Annotated in this window: 23 protein-coding genes; 10 read left to right on the top strand and 13 right to left on the bottom strand. The window is 73.1% G+C overall.

Features of this window, described 5'->3' with window-relative positions:
- Nucleotides 1-11 precede the first annotated feature (11 nt).
- Nucleotides 12-1,022, bottom strand: a complete 1,011-nt coding sequence (locus ACFW01_RS09270; protein ID WP_234954861.1) for a zf-HC2 domain-containing protein — start codon at nt 1,020-1,022, stop codon at nt 12-14.
- A complete protein-coding gene (sigE, locus tag ACFW01_RS09265; protein WP_234954862.1) occupies nt 1,019-1,690 on the bottom strand; it encodes an RNA polymerase sigma factor SigE in 672 nt (223 codons plus the stop codon). Before sigE ends, ACFW01_RS09270 begins: the two co-directional genes overlap by 4 nt.
- 289 nt (nt 1,691-1,979) lie before the next feature.
- Here sigE and ACFW01_RS09260 point away from each other — a divergent pair, with 289 nt between their 5' ends.
- Entirely contained in the window at nt 1,980-2,678 is a 699-nt protein-coding gene (locus tag ACFW01_RS09260; RefSeq protein WP_161331096.1) for an O-methyltransferase, read from the top strand.
- A 91-nt stretch (nt 2,679-2,769) separates the two neighbouring features.
- Here ACFW01_RS09260 and ACFW01_RS09255 read toward each other — a convergent pair whose 3' ends face one another.
- Complete coding sequence (locus tag ACFW01_RS09255; protein WP_003966491.1) at nt 2,770-2,937, bottom strand: DUF3117 domain-containing protein; 168 nt, start codon at nt 2,935-2,937, stop codon at nt 2,770-2,772.
- A gap of 349 nt (nt 2,938-3,286) precedes the next feature.
- Here ACFW01_RS09255 and ACFW01_RS09250 point away from each other — a divergent pair, with 349 nt between their 5' ends.
- Nucleotides 3,287-4,090, top strand: a complete 804-nt coding sequence (locus tag ACFW01_RS09250; protein ID WP_234954863.1) for an enoyl-CoA hydratase-related protein — start codon at nt 3,287-3,289, stop codon at nt 4,088-4,090.
- Nucleotides 4,091-4,159: 69 nt separating this feature from the next.
- Here the strand turns inward: ACFW01_RS09250 and ACFW01_RS09245 are convergent, their stop codons facing one another.
- Both ACFW01_RS09245 and ACFW01_RS09240 read right to left on the bottom strand, forming a co-directional pair.
- On the bottom strand, nt 4,160-4,747 hold the full coding sequence (locus ACFW01_RS09245; protein WP_234954864.1) for a DNA-3-methyladenine glycosylase I: 588 nt from the start codon (nt 4,745-4,747) through the stop codon (nt 4,160-4,162).
- The gene (locus ACFW01_RS09240) at nt 4,744-5,103 is read right to left on the bottom strand and encodes a DivIVA domain-containing protein (protein ID WP_384502754.1); all 360 of its coding nucleotides are present in this window, start codon (nt 5,101-5,103) and stop codon (nt 4,744-4,746) included. The genes ACFW01_RS09245 and ACFW01_RS09240 overlap by 4 nt, the downstream gene beginning before the upstream one ends.
- Before the next feature lie 124 nt (nt 5,104-5,227).
- On the opposite strand from ACFW01_RS09240, the gene folP reads away from it, so the two are divergent.
- Nucleotides 5,228-6,088: a dihydropteroate synthase gene (gene folP / locus ACFW01_RS09235; RefSeq protein WP_234955416.1), complete on the top strand. Its 861-nt coding sequence runs from the start codon at nt 5,228-5,230 to the stop codon at nt 6,086-6,088.
- Nucleotides 6,089-6,137: 49 nt separating this feature from the next.
- Here folP and ACFW01_RS09230 read toward each other — a convergent pair whose 3' ends face one another.
- Nucleotides 6,138-6,896 (bottom strand): TIGR00730 family Rossman fold protein, encoded by a 759-nt coding sequence (locus ACFW01_RS09230; RefSeq protein ID WP_234954867.1) that lies wholly within the window; start codon nt 6,894-6,896, stop codon nt 6,138-6,140.
- 118 nt (nt 6,897-7,014) lie between these two features.
- Nucleotides 7,015-8,094: a succinyl-diaminopimelate desuccinylase gene (dapE, locus tag ACFW01_RS09225; RefSeq protein ID WP_125494855.1), complete on the bottom strand. Its 1,080-nt coding sequence runs from the start codon at nt 8,092-8,094 to the stop codon at nt 7,015-7,017.
- Nucleotides 8,095-8,178: 84 nt separating this feature from the next.
- Between dapE and ACFW01_RS09220 the strand changes: the two genes are divergently transcribed.
- Both ACFW01_RS09220 and ACFW01_RS09215 read left to right on the top strand, forming a co-directional pair.
- A complete protein-coding gene (locus ACFW01_RS09220) occupies nt 8,179-9,159 on the top strand; it encodes a heavy metal transporter (RefSeq protein WP_384502753.1) in 981 nt (326 codons plus the stop codon).
- A 323-nt stretch (nt 9,160-9,482) separates the two neighbouring features.
- On the top strand, nt 9,483-9,914 hold the full coding sequence (locus ACFW01_RS09215; protein ID WP_234954870.1) for an ATP-binding protein: 432 nt from the start codon (nt 9,483-9,485) through the stop codon (nt 9,912-9,914).
- Between the two features lie 211 nt (nt 9,915-10,125).
- On the opposite strand, the gene ACFW01_RS09210 is transcribed toward ACFW01_RS09215, so the two are convergent.
- Nucleotides 10,126-11,223: a bifunctional succinyldiaminopimelate transaminase/glutamate-prephenate aminotransferase gene (locus ACFW01_RS09210; protein ID WP_384502752.1), complete on the bottom strand. Its 1,098-nt coding sequence runs from the start codon at nt 11,221-11,223 to the stop codon at nt 10,126-10,128.
- Nucleotides 11,224-11,334: 111 nt separating this feature from the next.
- Complete coding sequence (gene fdxA, locus ACFW01_RS09205; protein WP_003973842.1) at nt 11,335-11,655, bottom strand: ferredoxin; 321 nt, start codon at nt 11,653-11,655, stop codon at nt 11,335-11,337.
- A gap of 140 nt (nt 11,656-11,795) precedes the next feature.
- Between fdxA and ACFW01_RS09200 the strand changes: the two genes are divergently transcribed.
- Nucleotides 11,796-12,806 (top strand): GNAT family N-acetyltransferase, encoded by a 1,011-nt coding sequence (locus tag ACFW01_RS09200; protein WP_384502751.1) that lies wholly within the window; start codon nt 11,796-11,798, stop codon nt 12,804-12,806.
- Complete coding sequence (locus ACFW01_RS09195; RefSeq protein WP_384502750.1) at nt 12,803-13,669, top strand: transglutaminase-like domain-containing protein; 867 nt, start codon at nt 12,803-12,805, stop codon at nt 13,667-13,669. Before ACFW01_RS09200 ends, ACFW01_RS09195 begins: the two co-directional genes overlap by 4 nt.
- A 120-nt stretch (nt 13,670-13,789) precedes the next feature.
- On the opposite strand, the gene ACFW01_RS09190 is transcribed toward ACFW01_RS09195, so the two are convergent.
- From ACFW01_RS09190 to mshB, 3 genes are all read right to left on the bottom strand, one after another.
- Nucleotides 13,790-16,078: a hypothetical protein gene (locus tag ACFW01_RS09190; RefSeq protein WP_384502749.1), complete on the bottom strand. Its 2,289-nt coding sequence runs from the start codon at nt 16,076-16,078 to the stop codon at nt 13,790-13,792.
- Nucleotides 16,079-16,235: 157 nt separating this feature from the next.
- Entirely contained in the window at nt 16,236-16,658 is a 423-nt protein-coding gene (locus tag ACFW01_RS09185; RefSeq protein ID WP_234954876.1) for a DUF6113 family protein, read from the bottom strand.
- Nucleotides 16,655-17,548 carry an N-acetyl-1-D-myo-inositol-2-amino-2-deoxy-alpha-D-glucopyranoside deacetylase gene (gene mshB, locus ACFW01_RS09180; RefSeq protein ID WP_384502748.1) on the bottom strand — a complete coding sequence of 298 codons (894 nt, stop codon included), beginning with the start codon at nt 17,546-17,548 and terminating at the stop codon, nt 16,655-16,657. Before mshB ends, ACFW01_RS09185 begins: the two co-directional genes overlap by 4 nt.
- Nucleotides 17,549-17,679: 131 nt before the next feature.
- Between mshB and ACFW01_RS09175 the strand changes: the two genes are divergently transcribed.
- On the top strand, nt 17,680-18,543 hold the full coding sequence (locus ACFW01_RS09175; protein WP_384502747.1) for a helix-turn-helix domain-containing protein: 864 nt from the start codon (nt 17,680-17,682) through the stop codon (nt 18,541-18,543).
- Nucleotides 18,540-18,734 (top strand): DUF397 domain-containing protein, encoded by a 195-nt coding sequence (locus tag ACFW01_RS09170; RefSeq protein ID WP_307014968.1) that lies wholly within the window; start codon nt 18,540-18,542, stop codon nt 18,732-18,734. The genes ACFW01_RS09175 and ACFW01_RS09170 overlap by 4 nt, the downstream gene beginning before the upstream one ends.
- Here the strand turns inward: ACFW01_RS09170 and ACFW01_RS09165 are convergent.
- Nucleotides 18,724-18,918, bottom strand: a complete 195-nt coding sequence (locus ACFW01_RS09165) for a hypothetical protein (protein ID WP_029393692.1) — start codon at nt 18,916-18,918, stop codon at nt 18,724-18,726. The two genes, ACFW01_RS09170 and ACFW01_RS09165, sit on opposite strands and share 11 nt — an antisense overlap.
- Nucleotides 18,919-19,113: 195 nt before the next feature.
- On the opposite strand from ACFW01_RS09165, the gene ACFW01_RS09160 reads away from it, so the two are divergent.
- Nucleotides 19,114-21,237, top strand: a complete 2,124-nt coding sequence (locus ACFW01_RS09160) for a prolyl oligopeptidase family serine peptidase (protein ID WP_384502746.1) — start codon at nt 19,114-19,116, stop codon at nt 21,235-21,237.
- The last annotated feature ends 87 nt before the right edge of the window (nt 21,238-21,324 follow it).

Here is a 21,324-nt window from a genome sequence, read left to right as displayed (position 1 = left end):
CGCAGAGCCCGTCAGCGGACCGGCCGGTGCGAGGGCGCCGAGGACGCCTTCGGGGCCGGCGACACGGCCGGGTCGGGGGCGGGTGCGGCGAACAGGCCGGGCGGCCGGACCTCGGGCGCCGTCGACCAGGACGCGAGCGAGAGCGGCGGCACCGCTTCCAGCGGACGTATCAACGGGGACATGGCCGCGGCACCGGCCGTCACCGGAGCGGTCAGCGCGTGTACGGCCTGCCGGCGGGCGTCGGCCGCGGGCAGCCCCGGCACCAGCGGCGCGGAGGCGCTGGTGGGCGCGACGGGGACGTCACCGAGCGACCGCTGCCCCTGGGCCTGCCCGAGCAGCGGACCGGCCGTGCGGCGGCGCTGGCTCTCGGACGTGGCGGCCGCTCCCGCGCCCTGGGTCCGGGTCGGCGTCACATTGCTGCCGTTCCCCGAGCCGCGGGCGTCGGTGGTGGTGTCAGGCGTGCCGACGGTGACGCCGCCCAGGGCGATGGCGGCCAGCGAGACCGCGCCGGCCGCGGCGAAGGCGAACCGCAGTCCGCGCGAGGCCGACCGCTCGGACTCCTGGCGGCCCACGTCGTGGATCCGGAAGCCCCGCCCCGGTGCGGAGGGCGGCAGGACGGAGGCGTGCGGCCGCAGCGGCGCGTAGTCGAACTCGAACCGCTCGCCCCGCTTCGGGCCGAGGGCGCCGGGGCCGCCGAGCCTTCCGGGCAGCCCCGTCAGGTCGTCGGCGAACCCGCCGCCGAACGGCGGCAGGCCGCCACCGTCCCCGTCGCCGCCCGCGGGCAGCCCCTGGAGACGGGCCAGGAAGCTCTCGGAGGGGGCCGGCGGGGCGGCTTCCGCGAAGACGTTCTTCAACCGGCGCTGCGCGTCGACCTCCGTCTTGCATTTCGGGCAGGTCGCCACGTGCGCCAGTACGCGCTCACGCGCGTCGTGACCGAGCTCTCCGTCCACCAGGGCGGAGAGTCGGTCTCCCAGATGCTGCTCTGCGAGGTGCCCCTCGGATTCAGGCCGTGACCCACTCACGCGCTCGTGCCCCCTCCTCCCAGCGCGGGAACGCCGGCCACGAAGGAGCGACGCTCGGCGCGCGCCTTGGGTGAACGGTGGGCGAGCGCCTTGCGGAGCTGGGAGCGGCCGCGGTGGATGCGGGAGCGGACGGTGCCGAGCTTGACGCCGAGGGTCGCGGCGATCTCCTCGTACGACAGCCCCTCGATGTCGCACAGGACGACGGCGGCACGGAACTCGGGCGCGAGGGTGTCCAGCGCCTGTTGGACGTCCGCGTCGAAGTGGGCGTCGTGGAAGACCTGCTGCGGGGTGGGCTCCTTGCTGGGCAGCCGCTCGGCCGCGTCGTCACCGAGCGCGTCGAAGCGGATGCGCTGCTTGCGGCGCACCATGTCCAGGAAGAGGTTGGTCGTGATGCGGTGCAGCCAGCCCTCGAAGGTGCCCGGCGTGTACGTCGACAGGGACCTGAAGACGCGGACGAAGACCTCCTGGGTGAGGTCCTCGGCGTCGTGCTGGTTGCCGGTGAGGCGGTAGGCGAGGCGGTAGACCCGGCCGCTGTGGGTGCTGACGATCTCCTCCCATGTGGGCGGAGTCCACGCCTGCCCGTCCGCGTCGCTGGTGAAGGTCGCGGTCTGGGCGGGTCCCGTGGCGGGACCGGCGGCGTGGCTGGGGTCAGCAGCGGTGTCGTTCACGGATTTCGGCCTGCCTGCCGATCCGAGGAAGCGCCGCAGCACTCCGCCCCGATCCGCGGGTGCGGCCGCACCTCCCCTGTCGGCTCTGGTGGTGTCCAGTGGAGCCCCTACCATAGCCACCTCGCCCGTTAGCTCCGGATAAGCGGTTTTACGAGAATTTGATCTGGGCTGGCACGGCTCGTACGGCTGCGTCAGCAGTTGCTCGACGCCCTGGTCCATGCGCCGCCCCCTTCCCAGCCCCCCGACCGCTCGTTCGTCTCTTTGCTCTCCCCTTTGAACGACCGGTCCCATCTGCGGGTTCCCGACGCCAACGGATACAGTCACGCCGAGGCAACAACGGGGACAGGAGAGGGTCATTACCGGCAACCGGCAGACGAGCTGGGCGTTCTCCGACGCCTATGTCGCCGAGGACGACGCGCTGCTCTGGGCACGTGACCGGGCCCGCGAGGCGGGTCTGCGCTCGGTGACCCCGGGCACGGGTTCGGCCCTGGGCCTGCTCGCCGCTGCCGTGGACGCGAAGGCCGTCGCGGAGATCGGCACCGGCTGCGGCGTCTCCGGGATCCACCTGCTGCACGGAATGCGACCGGACGGCGTGCTGACCACGGTCGACCCGGAGCCGGAGCACCAGCAGTTCGCCCGCCAGGCCTTCCGCGCGGCGGGCTTCGCCAGCAACCGGGCCCGGTTCATCCCCGGGCGCGCCCTGGACGTGCTGCCCCGGCTCGCGGACTCCGGCTACGACCTCGTCTTCTGCGACGGCGACCGCCTGGAGTACCTGGACTACCTCGCTGAATCGTTGCGCCTGCTGCGCCCCGGGGGGCTCGTCGCGTTCGAGGGCGTCTTCGGCGCCGGCCGGACGATCGACTCCGGACCGCAGCCCACCGAGGTGCTGCGGCTGCGGGAGGTCCTGCGCGCGGTGCGCGAGAGCCAGGAGCTGGTGCCGTCGCTGCTGCCGGTGGGCGACGGGCTGCTCTGCGCCGTGAAGCGCTGAGCCGGACACCTGGGGCGACGCCTGAGACAAACAGTCGCCCCGGCACCGCGTGCGGCACCGGGGCGACTGAACGGGTATGGTCGCTCGCGCGTCAGCCGACGACCTTCTTGAGGGCGTCGCCGAGCGCGTCGGCCTCATCGGGGGTCAGCTCGACGACGAGCCGCCCGCCGCCTTCGAGCGGAACGCGCATGACGATGCCCCGCCCCTCCTTGGTCACCTCGAGCGGGCCATCGCCCGTCCGCGGCTTCATGGCCGCCATGCTCGTTCCCCTTCCTGATACCAGCTCACCGTCACCGCCGACGGCCCGTGAGGGCACGCGCAGTCCGGCCCGGACGCGCGACACCGGCATCGAACACATTGCTTCCCGGCCATTATCCCGCATCCCAGGACCCGATGACCAACATCGGTCGGCATCGCTTGGGCAACGCGCGCGAGCAAAACCACTCAATTCGGGGATGTGACTGCGATACTGCGCGCCCTCACCCACTTCCACCGAATGGATGCGGACCGGAATTCTTTGACGCAGGTCACATCTCCGCAGCCCCGCGCCGACGTCGATCTCCGTCATGCTGTTGCCCGACACACGCGACGAAGCGGAGGGGAATTCCATGGCCGACACCGTGCTCTACGAGGTGAGCGACGGGCTCGCGACGATCACGCTGAACCGCCCCGAGGCGATGAACGCGCTGAACATCGAGACCAAGGTCGCGCTCCGGGACGCGGTGCGCTCCGCGGCGGCGGACGGCGGGGTACGGGCGGTGCTGCTGACGGCCGCCGGCGACCGGGCGTTCTGCGTCGGCCAGGACCTCAAGGAGCACATCGGGCTGCTGGCCGCCGACCGGGAGGCGGGCTCGGGCGAGACCATGAGCACGGTGCGCGAGCACTACAACCCGATCGTGCGGGCGCTCGCGGACGCCGAGAAGCCGGTGGTCGCCGCCGTGAACGGCGTGGCGGCCGGGGCGGGCCTCGGCTTCGCGCTCGCGGCGGACTACCGGATCGTCGCGGACACCGCCTCCTTCAACACGTCCTTCGCCGGGGTGGCGCTCACCGCGGACTCGGGCATCTCCTGGACGCTGCCGCGGGTCGTCGGCCCCGGACGCGCCGCCGACCTGCTGCTCTTCCCGCGCAGCATCCCCGCCCAGGAGGCGTACGAGCTGGGCATCGCCACCCGGGTCGTGCCCGCCGCCGAGCTGCGCGCCGAGGCCGAACGGACGGCGCGGGCGCTGGCCGAGGGGCCGACGGTGGCGTACGCGGCGCTGAAGGAGGCGATGGCGTACGGGCTGACGCACTCGCTCTCCGAGACGCTGGAGAAGGAGGACGAGCTGCAGTCGCGGGCGGGGTCCTCGGAGGACCATGCGATCGCGGTGCGGGCGTTTGTCGAGAAGCGGAAGCCCGAGTATTTGGGGCGGTGAGATCGGGGGGTCTGAGCGCCGTCGCTGAGTGCGGGTTCGTCGTGGCTGGTCGCGCAGTTCCCCGCGCCCCTAAGGGGCGCTTCTTGCCACGCACCTCGAGAGGTGGTCGTTGACCAGGCCGCATGCCTGCATCAGGGCATAAGCCGTCGTCGGGCCGACGAAGCGCAGGCCCCGCTTCTTCAGTGCCTTGGACAGAGCCGTGGACTCGGGGGTGACGGCGGGGACGTCGGCGAGGGTCTTCGGGGCGGGGCGGGACGCAGGGTCGGGGGCGTGGGACCAGATCAGCTCGTCCAGGTCGCCCGGCGCCCACTCGGCGAGCACGCGCGCGTTGGCGAGGGTCGCGTCGATCTTGGCGCGGTTGCGGATGATGCCCGCGTCGGCGAGGAGCCGCTCCCGGTCCTCGTCGGTGAAGGCGGCCACGTCGGCGATCGCGAAGCCGGCGAAGGCGGCGCGGAAGCCGGCGCGGCGGCGCAGGATGGTGATCCAGGACAGGCCGGACTGGAAGGCCTCCAGGCTGAGCCGCTCGTACAGGGCGTCGTCCCCGTGGACCGCCCTGCCCCACTCCTCGTCGTGGTACGTCACGTAGTCCGCGGTGGACAGGGCCCAGGGGCAGCGCAGCGCGCCGTCCGGGCCGGCGACGGCCTCGCCGGTGCTCACTGCTGCTCCTCCGGTGCCGGCCTGTCCGTCACCATGTGCTGATGGGCGGCGGCGGCCCGGGCACCGGCCAGGGCGGACTCCAGGTCGGCGATGCGGGAGTCGCGCTCGGCCAGCTCGGCGCCGAGGCGGGCGAGGGCGTCGTCCACGTCCGTCATGCGGTAGCCGCGGAGGACGAGCGGGAAGCGGAGCCGTTCCACGTCCGGGCTGCCCACCGGGCGGTCGGGGGGCAGGGAGTCCCGGAGCCGTTCGGGGTCGGCGTCGGGCAGCGGCCCGCTGTCGCCGCCGCTCACCACGGCCAGCGTCACTCCGGCCACCACGACGACCAGCGCGATGACGAGGAACAGGAACATGACCATCGCTGGGGCCCCCACGGTCGGATCGGGTCGGGTCGGTTGTGTCGGGTCCGATCGTGCCATGCGAGTCTGACAGCCAGCGGCACCGGTACGAGAGAACGGTATGGACGAGGAGATGTCACAGGGGATGCTCAGGCTGGGCAGGCGTGAATTCGCGGCACACGAGCCGGTGATCATGGCGATCGTGAACCGGACCCCGGACTCCTTCTACGACCAGGGAGCCACGTTCCTCGACGAGCCCGCCCTCGCGCGCGTGGAGCGGGCGGTGGCGGAGGGGGCCGCGATCATCGACATCGGCGGGGTGAAGGCCGGGCCGGGTGACGAGGTGTCGGCCGAGGAGGAGGCGCGGCGGACGGTGGGGTTCGTCGCGGAGGTGCGGCGGCGGTTCCCGGACGTCGTGATCAGCGTGGACACCTGGCGGCACGAGGTCGGCGAGGCCGTGTGCGAGGTGGGGGCGGACCTGCTGAACGACGCGTGGGGCGGGGTCGACCCGAAGCTGGCGGAGGTCGCCGCGCGGTACGGGGTGGGGCTGGTGTGCACGCACGCCGGGGGCGCCCAGCCACGGACGCGGCCGCACCGGGTGACGTACGACGACGTCGTGGCCGACATCCTGCGGGTGACGCTGGGGCTGGCCGAGCGGGCGGTGGCGCTGGGGGTGCCGCGGGAGTCGGTGCTGATCGATCCCGGGCACGACTTCGGGAAGAACACCCGGCACAGCCTGGAGGCGACGCGGCGGCTCGGGGAGATGGTGGAGACGGGGTGGCCGGTGCTGGTGTCCCTGTCGAACAAGGACTTCGTCGGGGAGACCCTGGACCGGCCGGTGAAGGAGCGGGTGCTCGGGACGCTGGCGACCACGGCGGTCTCGGCGTGGCTGGGCGCGCGGGTGTACCGGGTGCACGAGGTGGAGGAGACCCGGCAGGTCCTGGACATGGTGGCGACGATCGCGGGACACCGGGAGCCGGCCGTAGCCCGGCGGGGTCTGGCGTAGGGGCGGGGCGCTCCCGGCGCTGCCCGCCCCCCCGCCGGAGGGCCGGGTCCTAGCGGCCCGCCTCCTTGGAGACCAGGGCGACCGCCTCGTCCACGTCGTCCGTGACGTGGAAGAGCAGGAGGTCCTTCTCGGCGGCCTTGCCCTGGGCCACCAGGGTGCCCCGGAGCCAGTCGATCAGGCCGCCCCAGTACTCGGAGCCGAAGAGGACGATGGGGAAGCGGGTGACCTTCTGGGTCTGCACCAGCGTGAGGGCCTCGAAGAGTTCGTCGAGGGTGCCGAGACCGCCGGGCAGGACCACGAAGCCCTGCGCGTACTTCACGAACATCATCTTGCGGACGAAGAAGTAACGGAAGTTCAGGCCGATGTCGACGTAGGGGTTGAGCCCCTGCTCGAAGGGCAGCTCGATGCCGAGGCCGACCGAGGTGCCCTCCGCCTCCAGCGCGCCCTTGTTGGCCGCCTCCATGGCGCCGGGCCCGCCGCCGGTGATGACCGCGAAGCCCGCCTCGACCAGGCCGCGGCCCAGCCGGACACCGGCGTCGTACTCCGTCGAGTCGACCGGCGTGCGGGCGGAGCCGAAGACGCTGATCGCGGGGGGCAGTTCGGCGAGCGTGCCGAAGCCCTCGATGAACTCCGACTGGATGCGCAGGACCCGCCAGGGGTCGGTGTGCACCCAGTCCGTCGGAGCGCGCTCGTCCAGCAGGCGCTGGTCCGTGGTGCTCTTCTGGACCTGACCCCGCCGCCGGAGGACAGGGCCCAGGCGCTGCTCCTCCGGTGGCCGCTTCTTGCCCTCGGGGTTGCCGGTAGCCATGCGCGCTCCCTCCAGTTGCAGGTTCTTCCACCTCAGCGTAGATCTACGCGGGTTACGTACGAGGGACCTCAGCATGTCCGCCACGCGCCGGGATAAACCCGTTTCCGGCGCGCGTGGATCAAGCCGTCAGCCAGGACCGCAGGCGCTCCTCGCCCGCGAGGACCTTCGCGACCTCGACCCGCTCGTCCCGCTTGTGCGCCAGGTGCGGGTTGCCCGGGCCGTAGTTCACCGCCGGTACGCCGAGCGCCGAGAAGCGGGACACGTCGGTCCAGCCGTACTTGGGCTGCGGGGTGCCGCCCACCGCCTCGATGAAGGCGGCCGCGGCCGGGTGGGAGAGGCCGGGCAGGGCCGCGCCGCTGTGGTCGTCGACCACGAACTCGGCCACCCCGCAGTCCGCGAAGACCTCGCGCACGTGCGCGAGGGCGTCCTCGGGGCTGCGGTCGGGGGCGTAGCGGAAGTTGACCGTGACCACGCACTCGTCGGGGATGACGTTGCCGGCGACTCCGCCGGTGATGCCGACCGCGTTCAGTCCCTCGCGGTACTCCAGGCCGTCGATCACCGGGTAGCGGGGCTCGTAGGCGGCCAGGCGGGCGAGGATCGGGGCAGCCGCGTGGATCGCGTTGGAGCCCATCCAGCTCCGCGCCGAGTGCGCCCGCTCCCCCGACGTCCTGAGCAGCACCCGCAGGGTGCCCTGGCAGCCGCCCTCCACCTGCCCGTCCGACGGTTCGAGGAGCACCGCGAAGTCGCCCTCCAGCCATTCCGGGTGCGCCTCGGCGACGTGCTTGAGGCCGTTCAGGTCGGCGGCGACCTCTTCGTTGTCGTAGAAGACGAAGGTCAGGTCGCGGTTGGGGGCCGGGACGGTGGCCGCGATGCGCAGCTGCACGGCGACGCCCGCCTTCATGTCGCAGGTGCCGCAGCCCCACAGGACGCCGTCCTCGTCGAGCCGGGAGGGCACGTTGTCCGCGATGGGGACCGTGTCGATGTGGCCGGCCAGGATCACGCGCTCCGCGCGGCCCAGGTCCGTCCGCGCGACGACGTTGTTGCCGTACCGCTCGACCGTCAGGTGCGGGAGGCTGCGCAGGGCGCTCTCTACCGCGTCCGCCAGCGGCTTCTCGGTGCCGCTCTCGGAGGGGAAGTCGACGAGCCGCGCGGTAAGCTCGGCGGCGTCCAGCGTGAGGTCAAGCGGGGTATCGGCCATGGCTCCGACCCTAACGCCCCTGCCCGTTCGGGCACTGTGCGTACCGGGCGTACACCGGACCCTACCCTCCAGTACCTTGTACGCGTGCTTCAGCCCTCCCCGTCGCCCAAGCGCCGTGGCCGCCTCGTCCGTTCCGGCGCGGCCGCCATGGCCCTGTTCGCCGTCGCCGGATATCTGGCGGTGCAGTACGTCAGCGGGGGCGCGGGCGCTCCCGGCTGCAAGGTGGTCTCCGGCGGGAGCGGGGGGACGACGTACGAGTTCACGCCGGAGCAGGCGGTGAACGCGGCGACGATCACCGCCGTGGGCACCGCGCGCAAGCTGCCGGAGCGGGCGGTGACGATAGCGCTGGCGACCGCGCTGCAGGAGTCCACGCTGCGCAACCTCGACCACGGCGACCGGGACTCGCTCGGCCTGTTCCAGCAGCGCCCCTCGCAGGGCTGGGGAACGCCGGAGGAGATCATGGACCCGGCGTACTCGGCGGGCCTGTTCTACGACCACCTGGTCGAGATCCCCGGCTACCAGGACCTCGAACTGACCGACGCCGCCCAGCGCGTGCAGCGCAGCGCCTTCCCCGACGCGTACGCCAAGCACGAGCCGGACGCCGCACTGCTCGCGGCCGCCCTGACCGGACGGTCCGCGGCGACCCTGACCTGCGACGGACGCCCCGGCGCGACGCGGGAGAAGGGACCGGACGCGGTACGCGCGGCGCTGGTGCGGGACTTCGGGCGCGCGGTGTTCCAGCCGGCCGGTGCGACGGTGGGCGACGCGTCGGCGGAGCCGGCCGGGGCTTCCGGCGGCGGTGACGGCCCCGACGAGCGGACCGTGACGCTGCCCGTGACCGCCGACGCCGCCCGGGAAGCCGGTGAGGACCCGCTCCAGCGCGGCTGGCAGTTGGCGCACTGGGCGGTGGCCAACGCCTCCTCGCTGCACGTCGAGCGAGTCTCGTACGCGGGCCGGGTGTGGACCGCGGGCAACACCGACAGCACGTGGGCCCCGTCGGGCACCCGCGGTGCCCAGGGCGCGGAGCGGGCGGCGGGCTCGGTGCGCATCACGTCCATGCGGTAGTGGTCACCCGTACGATCCGTCACTCCAGCGGGTGACGCGCGGGGGCCTCGGGTCGACGCGGAACACGCCTTTTCGCGTGGTCACCCCCAAGCGCTCCGCAGCTCGGGAAAATCAAGGGCTGTAAGGATTCGGCAGACTTTCCGACCGGAGCCCTTTTGCCCGTTTTTCTGTGCACCCGATAATGCGACACATTGCCAACTCTTTACACTGCGTCGCCGCAACCTTCGCCGCCTTCGAGCGGTAGTCACTGCGTCCGAGCCCGGTGGATCACCCGCCGGGATCGGTTCGGTACCTCATCAGTTGACTTCCGTCGAAGGAGCATCATGTCCCTCCCCCTGACCCGCCGGATCGCCCGTGCCGCGCTGCTCGTCGCTGCGGGAGCGGCCGCCGGGGTCGGTGCGGCCGGCTCCGCCAGCGCGGCTCCCGAACTGCCCGCCACCCCGAACCTCGGGGGACTGACCGCCCTGGACGGCGCGAACGTCGGCAACACCGTGGACTCCGCCGCCCAGAGCCTGACCGCGGCCGCGGGCGACAGCGGCGGCAAGGCCGTCAAGAAGGCCGTGCCCAAGGCCGGCAAGACCGGTGGCTCGGTCGTCAAGAAGGCCACCCCGGCCGCGCAGAGCGCCGCCGGGCAGGCGGCGGGTCTCGCCGGGGACATCGTCGGTGACACGGCGCAGACCGCCACGGAGGGCGGGCTGCCGACGGACGCGCTGGGCAAGGGTGGGCTGCCGGTGCAGGGCCTGCCGATCGGCTAGCGCCGGGCTGTACGGCGCCGGGGCCCAGGGTGTTCTTCCTGGGCCCCGGCGTTTTGCTTGCCTACGTCTGTGCGGTGGGCGTTGGTTGGCCGTGGCCCGGCGTTGATGGCTGTGCCCACCCTCCCCCATTGCTAAAGGGCATGGGAGGTACCCCCATCGCCCTGCGGAACGACTGCCCACGGCCAGGCCGACAGGCCGGCGGGCCGGATGGTCAGGACTTCAGGCGGTCCGTCGCTGCCTGGACGCGTTCGTCCGTGGCCGTCAGGGCCACCCGGACGAAGTGGTCGCCCGCGGGGCCGTAGAAGTCGCCGGGGGCCACCAGGATGCCGCGGTCGGCCAGGTGGGCGACCGTGTCCCAGCAGGACTCGTCGCGGGTGGCCCAGAGGTAGAGGCTGGCCTCGCTGTGCTCGATGCGGAAGCCGTGGCCGAGCAGTGCCTCGCGCAGCGCCGTGCGGCGGGCCGCGTACCGCTCGCGCTGGACGCGCACGTGCTCGTCGTCGCCGAGGGCCGCCGCCACGGCCGCCTGTGTCGGCGCCGACGTCATCATGCCGCCGTGCTTGCGGATCTCCAGCAGCGGGCCCAGGACGGCCGGGTCGCCGGCCAGGAAGGCCGCGCGGTAGCCGGCGAGGTTGGAGCGCTTGGAGAGCGAGTGCACGGCCACCAGGCCGTCGTACGAACCGCCGTTGACGTCCGGGTGCAGGACGGAGACCGGGTCGGCCTCCCAGCCCAGTTCCAGGTAGCACTCGTCGGAGACGACGAGGACGCCGTGCTCGCGGGCCCAGGCCACGATCCGGGCCAGCTCCGCCTTCGGCAGGACCCTGCCGGTCGGGTTCGACGGCGAGTTGAGCCACAGCAGCCTGAGCCCCGCCGGTTCCAGGTCGGTCGGGTCGTCGTAGGCCTCGTACTCCGCGCGGGCCAGGCGCGCGCCGACCTCGTAGGTCGGGTAGGCCAGGCGGGGGAAGGCCACCCGGTCGCCGGGGCCGAGGCCCAGCTGGGTCGGGAGCCAGGCGACGAGTTCCTTGGAGCCGACGATGGGGAGCACGTGGCGGTGGGTGACGTCGCGGGCGCCGAGACGGCGCTCCACCCAGCCGGTGATCGCGTCGCGCAGCGCCGGGGTGCCCCAGACGGTCGGGTAGCCGGGAGAGTCCGCCGCGTCGGTCAGGGCCTTCTGGATCAGCTCGGGGACCGGGTCGACCGGCGTGCCGACGGAGAGGTCGACGATGCCGTCGGGGTGGGCCGCGGCCGTCTTCTTGTACGGCTCCAGCTTGTCCCAGGGGAAGGTGGGAAGCCGGTCGGAGACTGCGGACACGATGCTGGCTCTCTTTCGTCTTCGTCCTGCGGCAAACGCCTCGGTCCCGTACCGCGCCGATCGGGACGATCAGGCCGTACGGGACCGAGGCGGCGCTGGTGCAGGCCGCTCTTACTGGTTCTGCGGCGGCAGCGCGGCGACGAAGGGGTGATCGCGCTCGATCAGACCCAGCTTGCTGGCGCCGCCCGGCGAACCGAGCTCGTCGAAGAACTCGACGTTCGCCTTGTAGTAGTCCTTCCACTCCTCCGGAGTGTCGTCTTCGTAGAAGATCGCCTCGACCGGGCAGACCGGCTCACAGGCACCACAGTCGACGCATTCGTCCGGGTGGATGTACAAGGACCGCTGGCCCTCGTAGATGCAGTCGACCGGGCACTCCTCGATGCACGCCTTGTCCTTCACGTCGACACAAGGCTGCGCGATGACGTAGGTCACGCTGTCGTTCCTCCTCGATAGGGCGCTGGCGGGCCTCCTCAGGCTCCGCCGCCTGGCGCGCGGGAGCGCGGCGTCGTCGATGCCCGCCCCTAGTATCTCCGTTCTTGGGCATGATCCGAACAGGAGGGGTGGACAGACCCGTGGAAATCTCTGCCGCCGGGCGTCTTGAGGTTCGTATCACCGCTGCTGACGTGGGCAAACGAGTCTGCGTGCGGCGCTTGAGCGAACCGGGTGGCGCGGGTGAGAAGTTCACCGACACGGTTGGTGTTCTCACATCGTGGACCGACGGTGTGCTGCTGATCACACGGAAGAGTGGCGAGTCGGTACGGATCGCGGAGTCGACGCTGGTCGCCGGGAAGGTCGTGCCGTCGGCGCCCGCGCGCCGGCGCGGTCCCGCCGCGTCGTACGAGGAGCTGGCGCGGATCGCGGCGCGGGCCTGGCCGCCCGTCGAGAGCGAGTGGCTCGGCGAGTGGCGGCTGCGGGCGGCCGCCGGGTTCACGCGGCGGGCCAACTCCGTGCTCCCGCTCGGCGATCCGGGGCTGCCGCTCGACGACGCGCTGAGCGCCGTACGACGCTGGTACGGCGCTCGCGGGCTGCCCGCGTTCGTGCAGACCGCCACCGGTGCGGAGGGCACCCAGGAGCGGCTGTGCGCGGAGCTGGAGCGGCGGGGCTGGGTGCGTGAGGTGTCGGCCGAGGTGTGGACGGGCGCCCTGGCTCCGGTGGCCGACCTGGCCGAGGGCGCCGGCGTGGTCCTGTCCCGGGACGCGGACGACGCGTGGCTGGCCCGCTACCAGCGCAAGGGTGTCAGCGAGGTGGCCCTGCGGGTGCTGGGCGGCGGTCCCTCGGTGTGGTTCGCCACGGTGCCCGGCGCGGACGCCCCGGCCGCCATCGGGCGGTGTGTGGTGGACGGGCGGTGGGCCTCCTTCGCGGCCGTCGAGGTCGACCCCGCGCAGCGGCGCCGGGGGCTCGCGACCGCCGTGATGGCCGCGCTGGCCCGGCGGGCGCTGGACGAGGGCGCGTCGGCGGCGTGGCTCCAGGTGGAGACCGAGAACGCGGGGGCGCGGGCGCTGTACGCCGGGATGGGCTTCTCGGCGCACCACGCGTACCACCACTACCGGGAGCCCGCGGGCGCCGGGACGGCGACGCCGTGACGGGGCACGTGCGGCCGCCCTCGCCGGAGCGCTCCGCCGAGGTGCGCCGGCGGTTCGCCGAGGAGGCGCGGTCCGAGCGGCCCGACCTGGCCACGCTGTGCCTGCTGCTGGGCGCGGAGGCGGACGGGGCGCTGGACGAGGCGGGTCTCGACGCCGCGCAGGTGGAGCTGGACCGGCTGGCCGGGGAGGTGCCCTTCCGGCCGGGCTCGCCGCGGGCCTGGGCGGTGGCGCTGCGGGATCTGCTCGGCGAGCGGTACGGGTTCCACGGAGCCGCCGCGGACTACCAGCGGCTGGAGTCGTCCCTGCTGCACGAGGTGCTGCGGCGGCGGCGCGGGCTGCCGATCATGCTCTCGGTGGTGTGGCTGGAGGTCGCCCGGCGGGCAGGGGCGCCGGTGTACGGGGTCGCCTTGCCGGGGCACTTCGTGGTCGGGTTCGGGCCGGAGTACGGGCCGGAGGAGGAGCGGGTGCTCGCCGATCCGTTCGACGGCGGCCGGGTGCTCGGCGGCGGGGACGCGGAGGTGCTGGTCGCCGGGGCGACGGGGGCGGGGCTGCGGCCGTCGATGCTGGAGCCGGCGGCGCCGTTGGAGGTGGTGGCGCGGGTGCTCAACAACATCCGGGCGTGGGCGGCGGGCCGGCCCGAGGAGTCCGCGGTCGGGCTGTGGGCGATCGAGCTGGCGCTGCTGCTGCCGGCGCATGCGGCGCGGTTGCGGTACGAGCGGGCGCGGTTGTTGGTGGGGCGGGGGGAGTTCTCGGCGGGGGCCAGGGAGCTGGAGGCGTATGCGGAGGTTGTGGGGGCGGTGGACGAGGGGGTCGCGGAGGAGGTTCGGGGGGAGGCGCGGGCGGCGCGGGCGATGCTGAACTGAGTTCGCTTCGCCTACGCGCCGTGGAGCGTCTGTTGTCGTGCGACTGCCGCGTGCGACGTGGCTGGTCGCGCAGTTCCCCGCGCCCCTTCGGGGCGCCGGGCGCGTGCCCGGCGCCCGGCGTCAGCTCGGGTTGGTCTCGATGACGGCCACCCGGTCGGTCTTGCTCTTCAGGGCCTGGCGCAGGGCACCGTAGACGTCCTCGGGGGTGACGGGCGTTTTCTTGCCGTTGGCGCGGGTGATGAGCACGCCGTCGAACGTCTGGCCGTAGAGGCCCTCGAGAGCGTTCAGGTCGGGCTTGTCCACCAGCTTGCCGCCGACAGCCGTGACACCGAGGAACTTCCAGAGCGACTTCTCGGGGCTGAACTTGACCTCGGCGCCGCTCGCCCGGACCGTCACTATGCCCGACATGGCCGGCTCGGCGAACTCCTTCAGCATCCGGTCGACCTCGGCCTTGGAGACCGTCGGCTGCTGGGTGGTCGTCGGCACGCTCACCGCGGCGGCGTTCCCGGTCTCCATCTGGGTGCGGTACGCCGCCTGCACGGACTCGGTCGACTTGGCGACGTCTATGCCCTTGCCCGCCTTGCCGTAGACCGGCACGGCCCTGCCGGACTCGAACTTGATCGTGCCCTCGGTCACGGATCCGGCGCCGCCCGCCGCGTCCTGAAGGGCGGCGTGCAGCTTCTCCTCGTCGACGGGCATCTCCGGTTCGACGACCCGCTTCTGGCCGAAGAGCGAGCCGATCACGGAGACCGGGTTGTAGTCGCTCGTGGCCGCCGCGCTGGCGGTGGCCTGCGAATCGAGCTGGAGCCCGGCCTGGTCCGGCTTGAGGGAGACGGTCTCGCCGCCCACCGTGAGCTTCAGCGGCTTGTCCGCGCGGGCGCCGAGCGTGTCGTCCAGCTTCTCGACGGCGTCGTCGCGGGTGCCGCCGCCGATGTCGACGCCGAGCACGGTGGTGCCCTTGGGCACGTCGGAGCGGTTCATCAGCAGCCCGGCGCCGTAGGTGACACCGGCGACCACGACCAGGCCGCCGACGAGCAGCGGCAGCTTGCCGCGCCCCTTCTTCTTCGCGGGCTTGGCGGAGCCGGCCGGGGGCGTGGAGACCGGTTCGGGCAGCTTGGGGGGCGTGTGCGGCAGGGGTCCGTCGCCGCCGGGGCCCTGGCCCTGGAACGGCGTGGTGCGCTCGCCCGGTACGACGGGGATGCCGCTGGTGACGGTGTTGCCGGAGATGTTGTCCGGGTTGCCGTAGCCCGGCGTGCCCGGCTCGGGGGCCGGCTTCTGCGGGGTGAGGATCGCGGTGTCGTCGCTGAGCCCACCGCCGGGGCCGGTGCCGGGGCCCTGCGTCCTGCCGGGGGCGGCGGGACCTCCCGGGCCGCGTACGCCGGTCGGCGCGGGCCCGCGCTGGGCCGGGGGTGCTCCGGGCCCCGCGGCCGCCCCGGGGGCGTTGAAGTCGCCGAGGTCGCCGAGGTCGCCCACCGGAGGCGGCGAGAGCCTGCCCTCTCCGGTGACCGGACCGCCGGTCGGTCCCGCGGGGCCCGGGCCGCCACCGAAGGGGGACTGCCCGTCGGGACCGGTGGCGCCCTGCGCGCCCGGCCCGTCGCCGGAGAAGTACGGCAGGTCGTCGCGGCGCGGCTCGCCGCCGGGGCCGGTCCCGGGGCGGGCGCCGTTGCCGCCGAGCGGTCCGGCCGCCAGCGCCTCGGTCACGTCGAAGGAACCGGTGCCTCCGCCGTGGCCGGGCGCGACGGGACCGCCGGTCGCGCCGGGGAGACCGGCGCCGTTCGTGGAGCCGGGCCGGGAACCGCCGGGCACGTTCATGGAGCCGACGACGCCCCCGGGACGCCCGCTGCTGCCGCCTCCCGGACGCGCACCGGCACCGGACGCGCCCGCGCCGGGTGTACCGGCCGGGGCACCGGGTGCCGGGCCCGAACCGCCGGGCTGACCGGCGCCGTTGGTGGAGCCACTGCCCTGAGCGCCCTTGCCGGGACCGGACTTGCGGGGCGCGAACCAGTCGCTGGTCGGCTTCTCCTCGGCAGGCCCGGTGGGCGCGGCAGGCCCGGCGGGCGCGGCAGGCCCGGCGGGCGCGGCGGGAGCCTCGGGCGCGCTCGTGGGCGCGGCCGCGCCGGGCGCGGGCTGCTCGGCCGTCGTCTCCGCGTCGCCCGCGCCGCTCTCCGCCTCCGTGACGGGCTTGCGCACGACGACCGGCGGGATGGGCCGCGACCCGGGGATGTTGATCCGGATACGGGTCGTCAGCGTCGTCTCGGTCTTGCGCTCCTCCGGTCGCGCGGCCGAACGGCCCGCGTCCGCACCGGCGTCGGAAGCCGTGGGTGTCCCGTAGGGCGGGGTGCCCGACGGGTACGCGGCTCCGCCGCGCCCGTGGGGCCCGGAGGACGAACTGTCAGTTTCACGACTCAAGGCAGGTTCTCCCGGTTGGCTCCGCCGCCCGTCACCCCTTCGGAGCGGGCGGCTCGGCGGCGCGCACCACCATACTGGCCACTTCTCACGCGTATCCCGTGACCGCCGGGGAAACCCACACGGGACTCGCACGAGCACGGTATGGCGAAGTAGTACGTCACTTGCGAAGTCGGGCGGCGTCGCCGTCCGGTTGCCTCACCGGCGCGAGGGTGGCGCACATCACAGCAACCGCGATTCCGCCCAGCAGGAAGAGGTAGGAGCCGATCCCCGCGGCGAACACGAAGTCGCCCTCGGGTCGGCTGGTGGTGAGGAGGACCACGGCGAGCGCCCAGCCCGCGGCCGGCGCGACGGCGCCGCCCCGGCGTCCCACGGCACGGCCCGCCCCGAGACACAGCCCGGCCTCGGCGGCCAGGGCCAGCAGCAGCCCTCCGGGGAACCAGGCCGGCTGGAGCAGCGCCCCGGCGACGCCGATCACGGCGCCGAGTACGAAGAGCCCGGCATAGAGGGCGGCGCGGCCGAGCGAGGGCGGGCGCAGGGGCTGGGTCAACGCGGAGGTGGCCGGCGGGGTGCGTCCGCTCACGACGCCTCCTCTGTCTCGTGGGTCGCGGTTCCGGTCCCGATCCCGGCGAAGAGGTCGCTCTCGCGCCCCTCACCGGCCCGCTCGCCCCGCACGAGTTCGTAGTACTCGGTGGTGAAGACCGGCTGGGCCAGGTCGTTGGAGAGGACGAAGTACGGTTCGGCGACCGTGATCTGGGTGGCGTGGGCGCGCATCGCGGCGGCCTTGGCGGCGGCGTACGCGGTGCCCTCGCCGCGGATCTCGGTGGTGATCCTCCCGTCGTCGACGACGCCCGGTACGTCCTCGACGCCGGCCGCACGGTCGAACGGCGTGCCCGGCAGGTCGGCACGGAGGCGTGCGAAGTCGTCCTCGACGCGGGAGCGCGGGACGCGGTTCCAGTACACCTTCCGCACCGGGCAGCCCGCCTCGGCCGCCAGCTCCACCGCCCGCATGGCGATGCGGTGGGCCTGGATGTGGTCGGGGTGGCCGTAGCCGCCGTCGGGGTCGTAGGTGACGAGCACCTGGGGGCGTACCTCGCGGATCACGTCGACGAGGAGCGCCGCGGCCTCGTCCAGGTCCGCCTGCCACAGGCAGCCGGGGTCGTCGTTGTCGGGCAGGCCCATCATCCCGGAGTCCGCGAACCGGCCCGGCCCGCCGAGCAGCCGGAAGTCCTCGACGCCGAGCGCGCGCATGGCGTCCGCCAGCTCACCCCTGCGGTGGCCGCCCAGAGCGGCACCGGACAGGTGCGCCAGCTCGGGCGGGATGACCTCCCCCCGCTCACCGAGGGTGCAGGTCACCAGCGTCACGTGGGCGCCTTCGGCGGCGTACCTGGCCATGGTGACGCCGTTGTTGATCGACTCGTCGTCCGGGTGCGCGTGCACCAGCAGCAGACGCCGGGCGGGGAGTGCCTTCATGGGGGCCACCCTATGAGGCCGCGCCCCCGTTCTCGTAACTGTCCAGGGCTTGTCCAGTGCCGTCCGGGCTGCCGGTGCGTTGCCCCGGGTAAGGCGTGGCGGTACGGCACGGGAGTACGGAGGGGCGCGACATGTCGGTGGACGTCGAGACGGAACAGGTGGACGAGCCGGGGTGGGAGGTGGACCCCAACGACGACTGGGCGCTCGCCGTGATCGCCACGGTGGGGCGGCAGCTGAAACTGCGGCGCGAGGCGGTGGGGATGCGGGCCGCGGACTTCGCGGTGGCGGTCGGGTACGGAGAGGACCTCGTCTACAAGGTCGAGGGCGGGAAGCGGATCCCCCGGCTGGAGTACCTCGACACGGCGGACCGCGTGCTGGACGCGGGTGGGCTCATCGCCGCGATGAAGGAGGACGTACGGAGGGTCCGGTATCCGAAGAAGGTGCGGGATCTCGCGCAGATGGAGGCGCGGGCGGTGGAGCTTCAGCTGTACGACCCGTTGCACATCCACGGCCTCCTGCAGACCCCCGAGTACTCGCGTGCCCTTCTGTCGATGCGGCGTCCCACCTATGCGGCCGACGAGATCGAGCGCTTCATCGCGGCGCGGGTCGCACGCAAGGCGATCTTCGATCGGGAGCCCGCGCCCGAACTCGGGTTCATTCTGGAGGAGTGGACGCTCAGGCGCCCACTGGGCGGGAGGCAGACGCTGCGCGACCAGCTCGCGCATCTGCTGGAAGTCAGCGGCTTGCCCAGCATCGAGCTTCAGGTGATGCCGACGGACCGCGAAGAACACGCGGGGGTGGACGGCGGCATCGAGGTACTGAAGTTCGCGGACGGGTCGGCGGTCGGGCGCTCGCCTGCCGTCGCCGGTGGGCGGCCTGTGTCGGCCCCCAGGCAACTCCGTATCCTGGAACTGCGGTACGGGATCATCCGGGCTCAGGCCCTCTCACCGCGTCAGTCGACAGCCTTCATCGAGCAACTGCTGGGGGAGACATGAACCGCGACACCGGTCTGGCATGGTTCAAGAGCAGCTACAGCAGTGGCAGCGAGGGCGACTCCTGCGTGGAGGTCGCCCTCGAACCCCGTGCCGTCCACGTCCGCGACTCCAAGAACCGCCCGGACGCCGGCCCCCGGCTCGCGCTGGCTCCGGGGGCCTGGGCCGACTTCGTGGCCGCCGTCAGAAGTTGATGCTGCCGATCATCCCCGCGATGTTCGTCGTCAGCTCACTGATCGTGGGTGCGACGGTCGAGGAAGCCAGGTAGAAGCCGAGAAGCATGCACACCACCGCGTGCCCCGCCTTCAGACCGGACTTCTTGACCAGCAGGAAGACGATGATCGCCAGCAGCACAACCGCCGAAATCGAGAGTGCCACGGCGGCTCACCTCCAATGGGCCCAGGGACATGGGGGGTCGGTCGCAGTCGGAGCTTGGGACAGTGCACGCAGATAAATCCACGCTGCGGGCACCTGGTTGATACCCACTATGCGCTAGTGATCATAACTATCCGTGCGCGCGCATCTCTCGGCGCACGGCCGCACAAGGGGGCGCATGGCCAATATGGTCGAGGTATGACGACCGAGTCCGACTCCTTCCCCAAACGGCACGCCCGCACCCAGCGGTTCACGCTCGGCGCGCCGCGTTCTTTCACCGTGGCGCCCGACGGTTCACGGGTCGCCTTCCTGCGCTCCGGCACCGGCACGGACCGGGCCAACTCCCTCTGGGTTCTCGACGTCGACGAGGGCACGGAGCGCGTCGCCGCCGACCCGCGAGCCCTGCTCGGCGGCGCCGAGGAGGCCCTGTCGCCCGAGGAACGGGCACGGCGCGAGCGCAGCCGTGAGGGAGGCGCGGGCATCGTCGGCTACGCCACCGACTCGGCGGTCGAGGTGGCCTCCTTCGCCCTCTCCGGGCGGCTCTTCGCGGCCGAACTGCGGGCCGGCACCGCCCGCGAACTGTCCACGCCCGGGCCGGTGGTCGACCCCCGCCCCTCCCCCGACGGACGGCACATCGCGTATGCCGCGCGGGGCGGCCTGCGGGTCGTGGGCGCCGAGGGGGACGGGGACAGGGCCCTGGCCGAGGCGGACGGCGAGGGCGTCACGTACGGGCTCGCCGAGTTCATCGCCGCCGAGGAGATGGGCCGCAGCCGGGGCTTCTGGTGGGGCCCGGACTCGGACCGGCTGCTGGTGGCACGGGTGGACGACACGCCCGTGCAGCGCTGGTGGATCTCCGACCCGGCCCGCCCCGAACGTGATCCACAACACGTGCCGTACCCGGCGGCCGGCACCCCCAACGCGGACGTACGGCTGTTCGTCCTCGGCCTCGACGGGGGGCGCACGGAGGTGCTGTGGGACCGGGCGCGGTACCCGTATTTGGCGCGAGTGCACTGGTCAGCGTCGGGTGCGCCGCTCCTTCTCGTACAGGCGCGCGACCAGCGCAGCCAGTTGTTCCTGGCCGTGGACACCGTGTCCGGGACGACCCGGATGGTGCACGCCGACGAAGATCCAGTTTGGCTTGAACTCTCCCCCGGTGTGCCCTGCTGGAGCCCGTCCGGGCAGTTGGTGCGGATCGCCGACGAGGGCGGTGCGCGCGTGCTGGCGGTCGGTGAACGGCTGCTGACAGGAGGCCAGTTGCACCTACGGGCGGTGCTGGACGTCGGGGACGACGACGTGCTGGTCTCGGCGTCGGCGGGCGCGGAGGCGGCCGATCCGGAGACGGGCGAGGTGCACGTCTACCGGGTGAACGAACTCGGCGTGGAGCGCGTCTCGCAGGAGCCCGGCGTGCACACCGCGGTGCGCTCCGGGGACGTGTCCGTTCTCGTCTCCGCGACGCTCGACCGGCCGGGGGCCCGGGTGGCCGTTCTGCGGGACGGCAAGACGGCGGCCACCGTCGCCTCGTATGCCGAAGACCCCGGTTTGTCCCCGCGCGTGACGCTCACCCGAGGGGGCGCACGCGCTGTCCCGTGCGCCGTGCTTATGCCAACGGACTACCACGGTGACACCCTCCTCCCGGTGCTCCTGGACCCGTACGGTGGCCCGCACGGCCAGCGGGTGGTCGCGGCGCACAACGCCCACCTCACCTCGCAGTGGTTCGCCGACCAGGGGTTCGCGGTGATCGTCGCCGACGGGCGGGGCACGCCCGGGCACTCCCCCGCCTGGGAGAAGTCCATCAAGGACGACGTGGCCGCGGTCGTGCTCCAGGACCAGGTCGACGCGCTGCAGGCGCTCGCCGCGGACTTCCCGCTGGACCTGAACCGGGTGGCCGTGCGCGGCTGGTCCTTCGGCGGCTACCTCGCCGCGCTGGCGGCCCTGCGCCGGCCGGACGTCTTCCACGCGGCGGTGGTCGGGGCGCCGGTCACCGACCTGCGGCTCTACGACACCCACTACGAGGAGCGGTATCTCGGCGACCCCCGCGAGCAGCCGGAGGTCTACCGGCGCAACTCGGTGATCGACGACGCCGGGCTGGTGGACGCGGCCGAACCGCACCGCCCGATGATGGTCATCCACGGGCTCGCGGACGACAACGTGGTGGTCGCGCACTCCCTGCGGCTGTCCTCGGCCCTGCTGGCCGCCGGCCGCCCGCACGAGGTGCTGCCGCTGTCCGGCGTCACACACATGACCCCGCAGGAGTCGGTCGCGGAGAACCTGCTGCGGCTCCAGGTCGACTTCCTCAAGCGGTCGCTGCCCGCACCGTCGTAGAACCCGTCACCCGTACGCCAACCGGCTTAACACACAGGCAACTTCGCCGAAGCGGCTCCGATATACGGACGCGCGAGGCTGTTCAGC

The organism is Streptomyces sp. NPDC058985, assembly GCF_042740985.1.
Taxonomy (GTDB): domain Bacteria; phylum Actinomycetota; class Actinomycetes; order Streptomycetales; family Streptomycetaceae; genus Streptomyces.
Note: the sequence above shows the minus strand (reverse complement) of the source record. Positions and strands in the feature narration are given on the sequence as shown.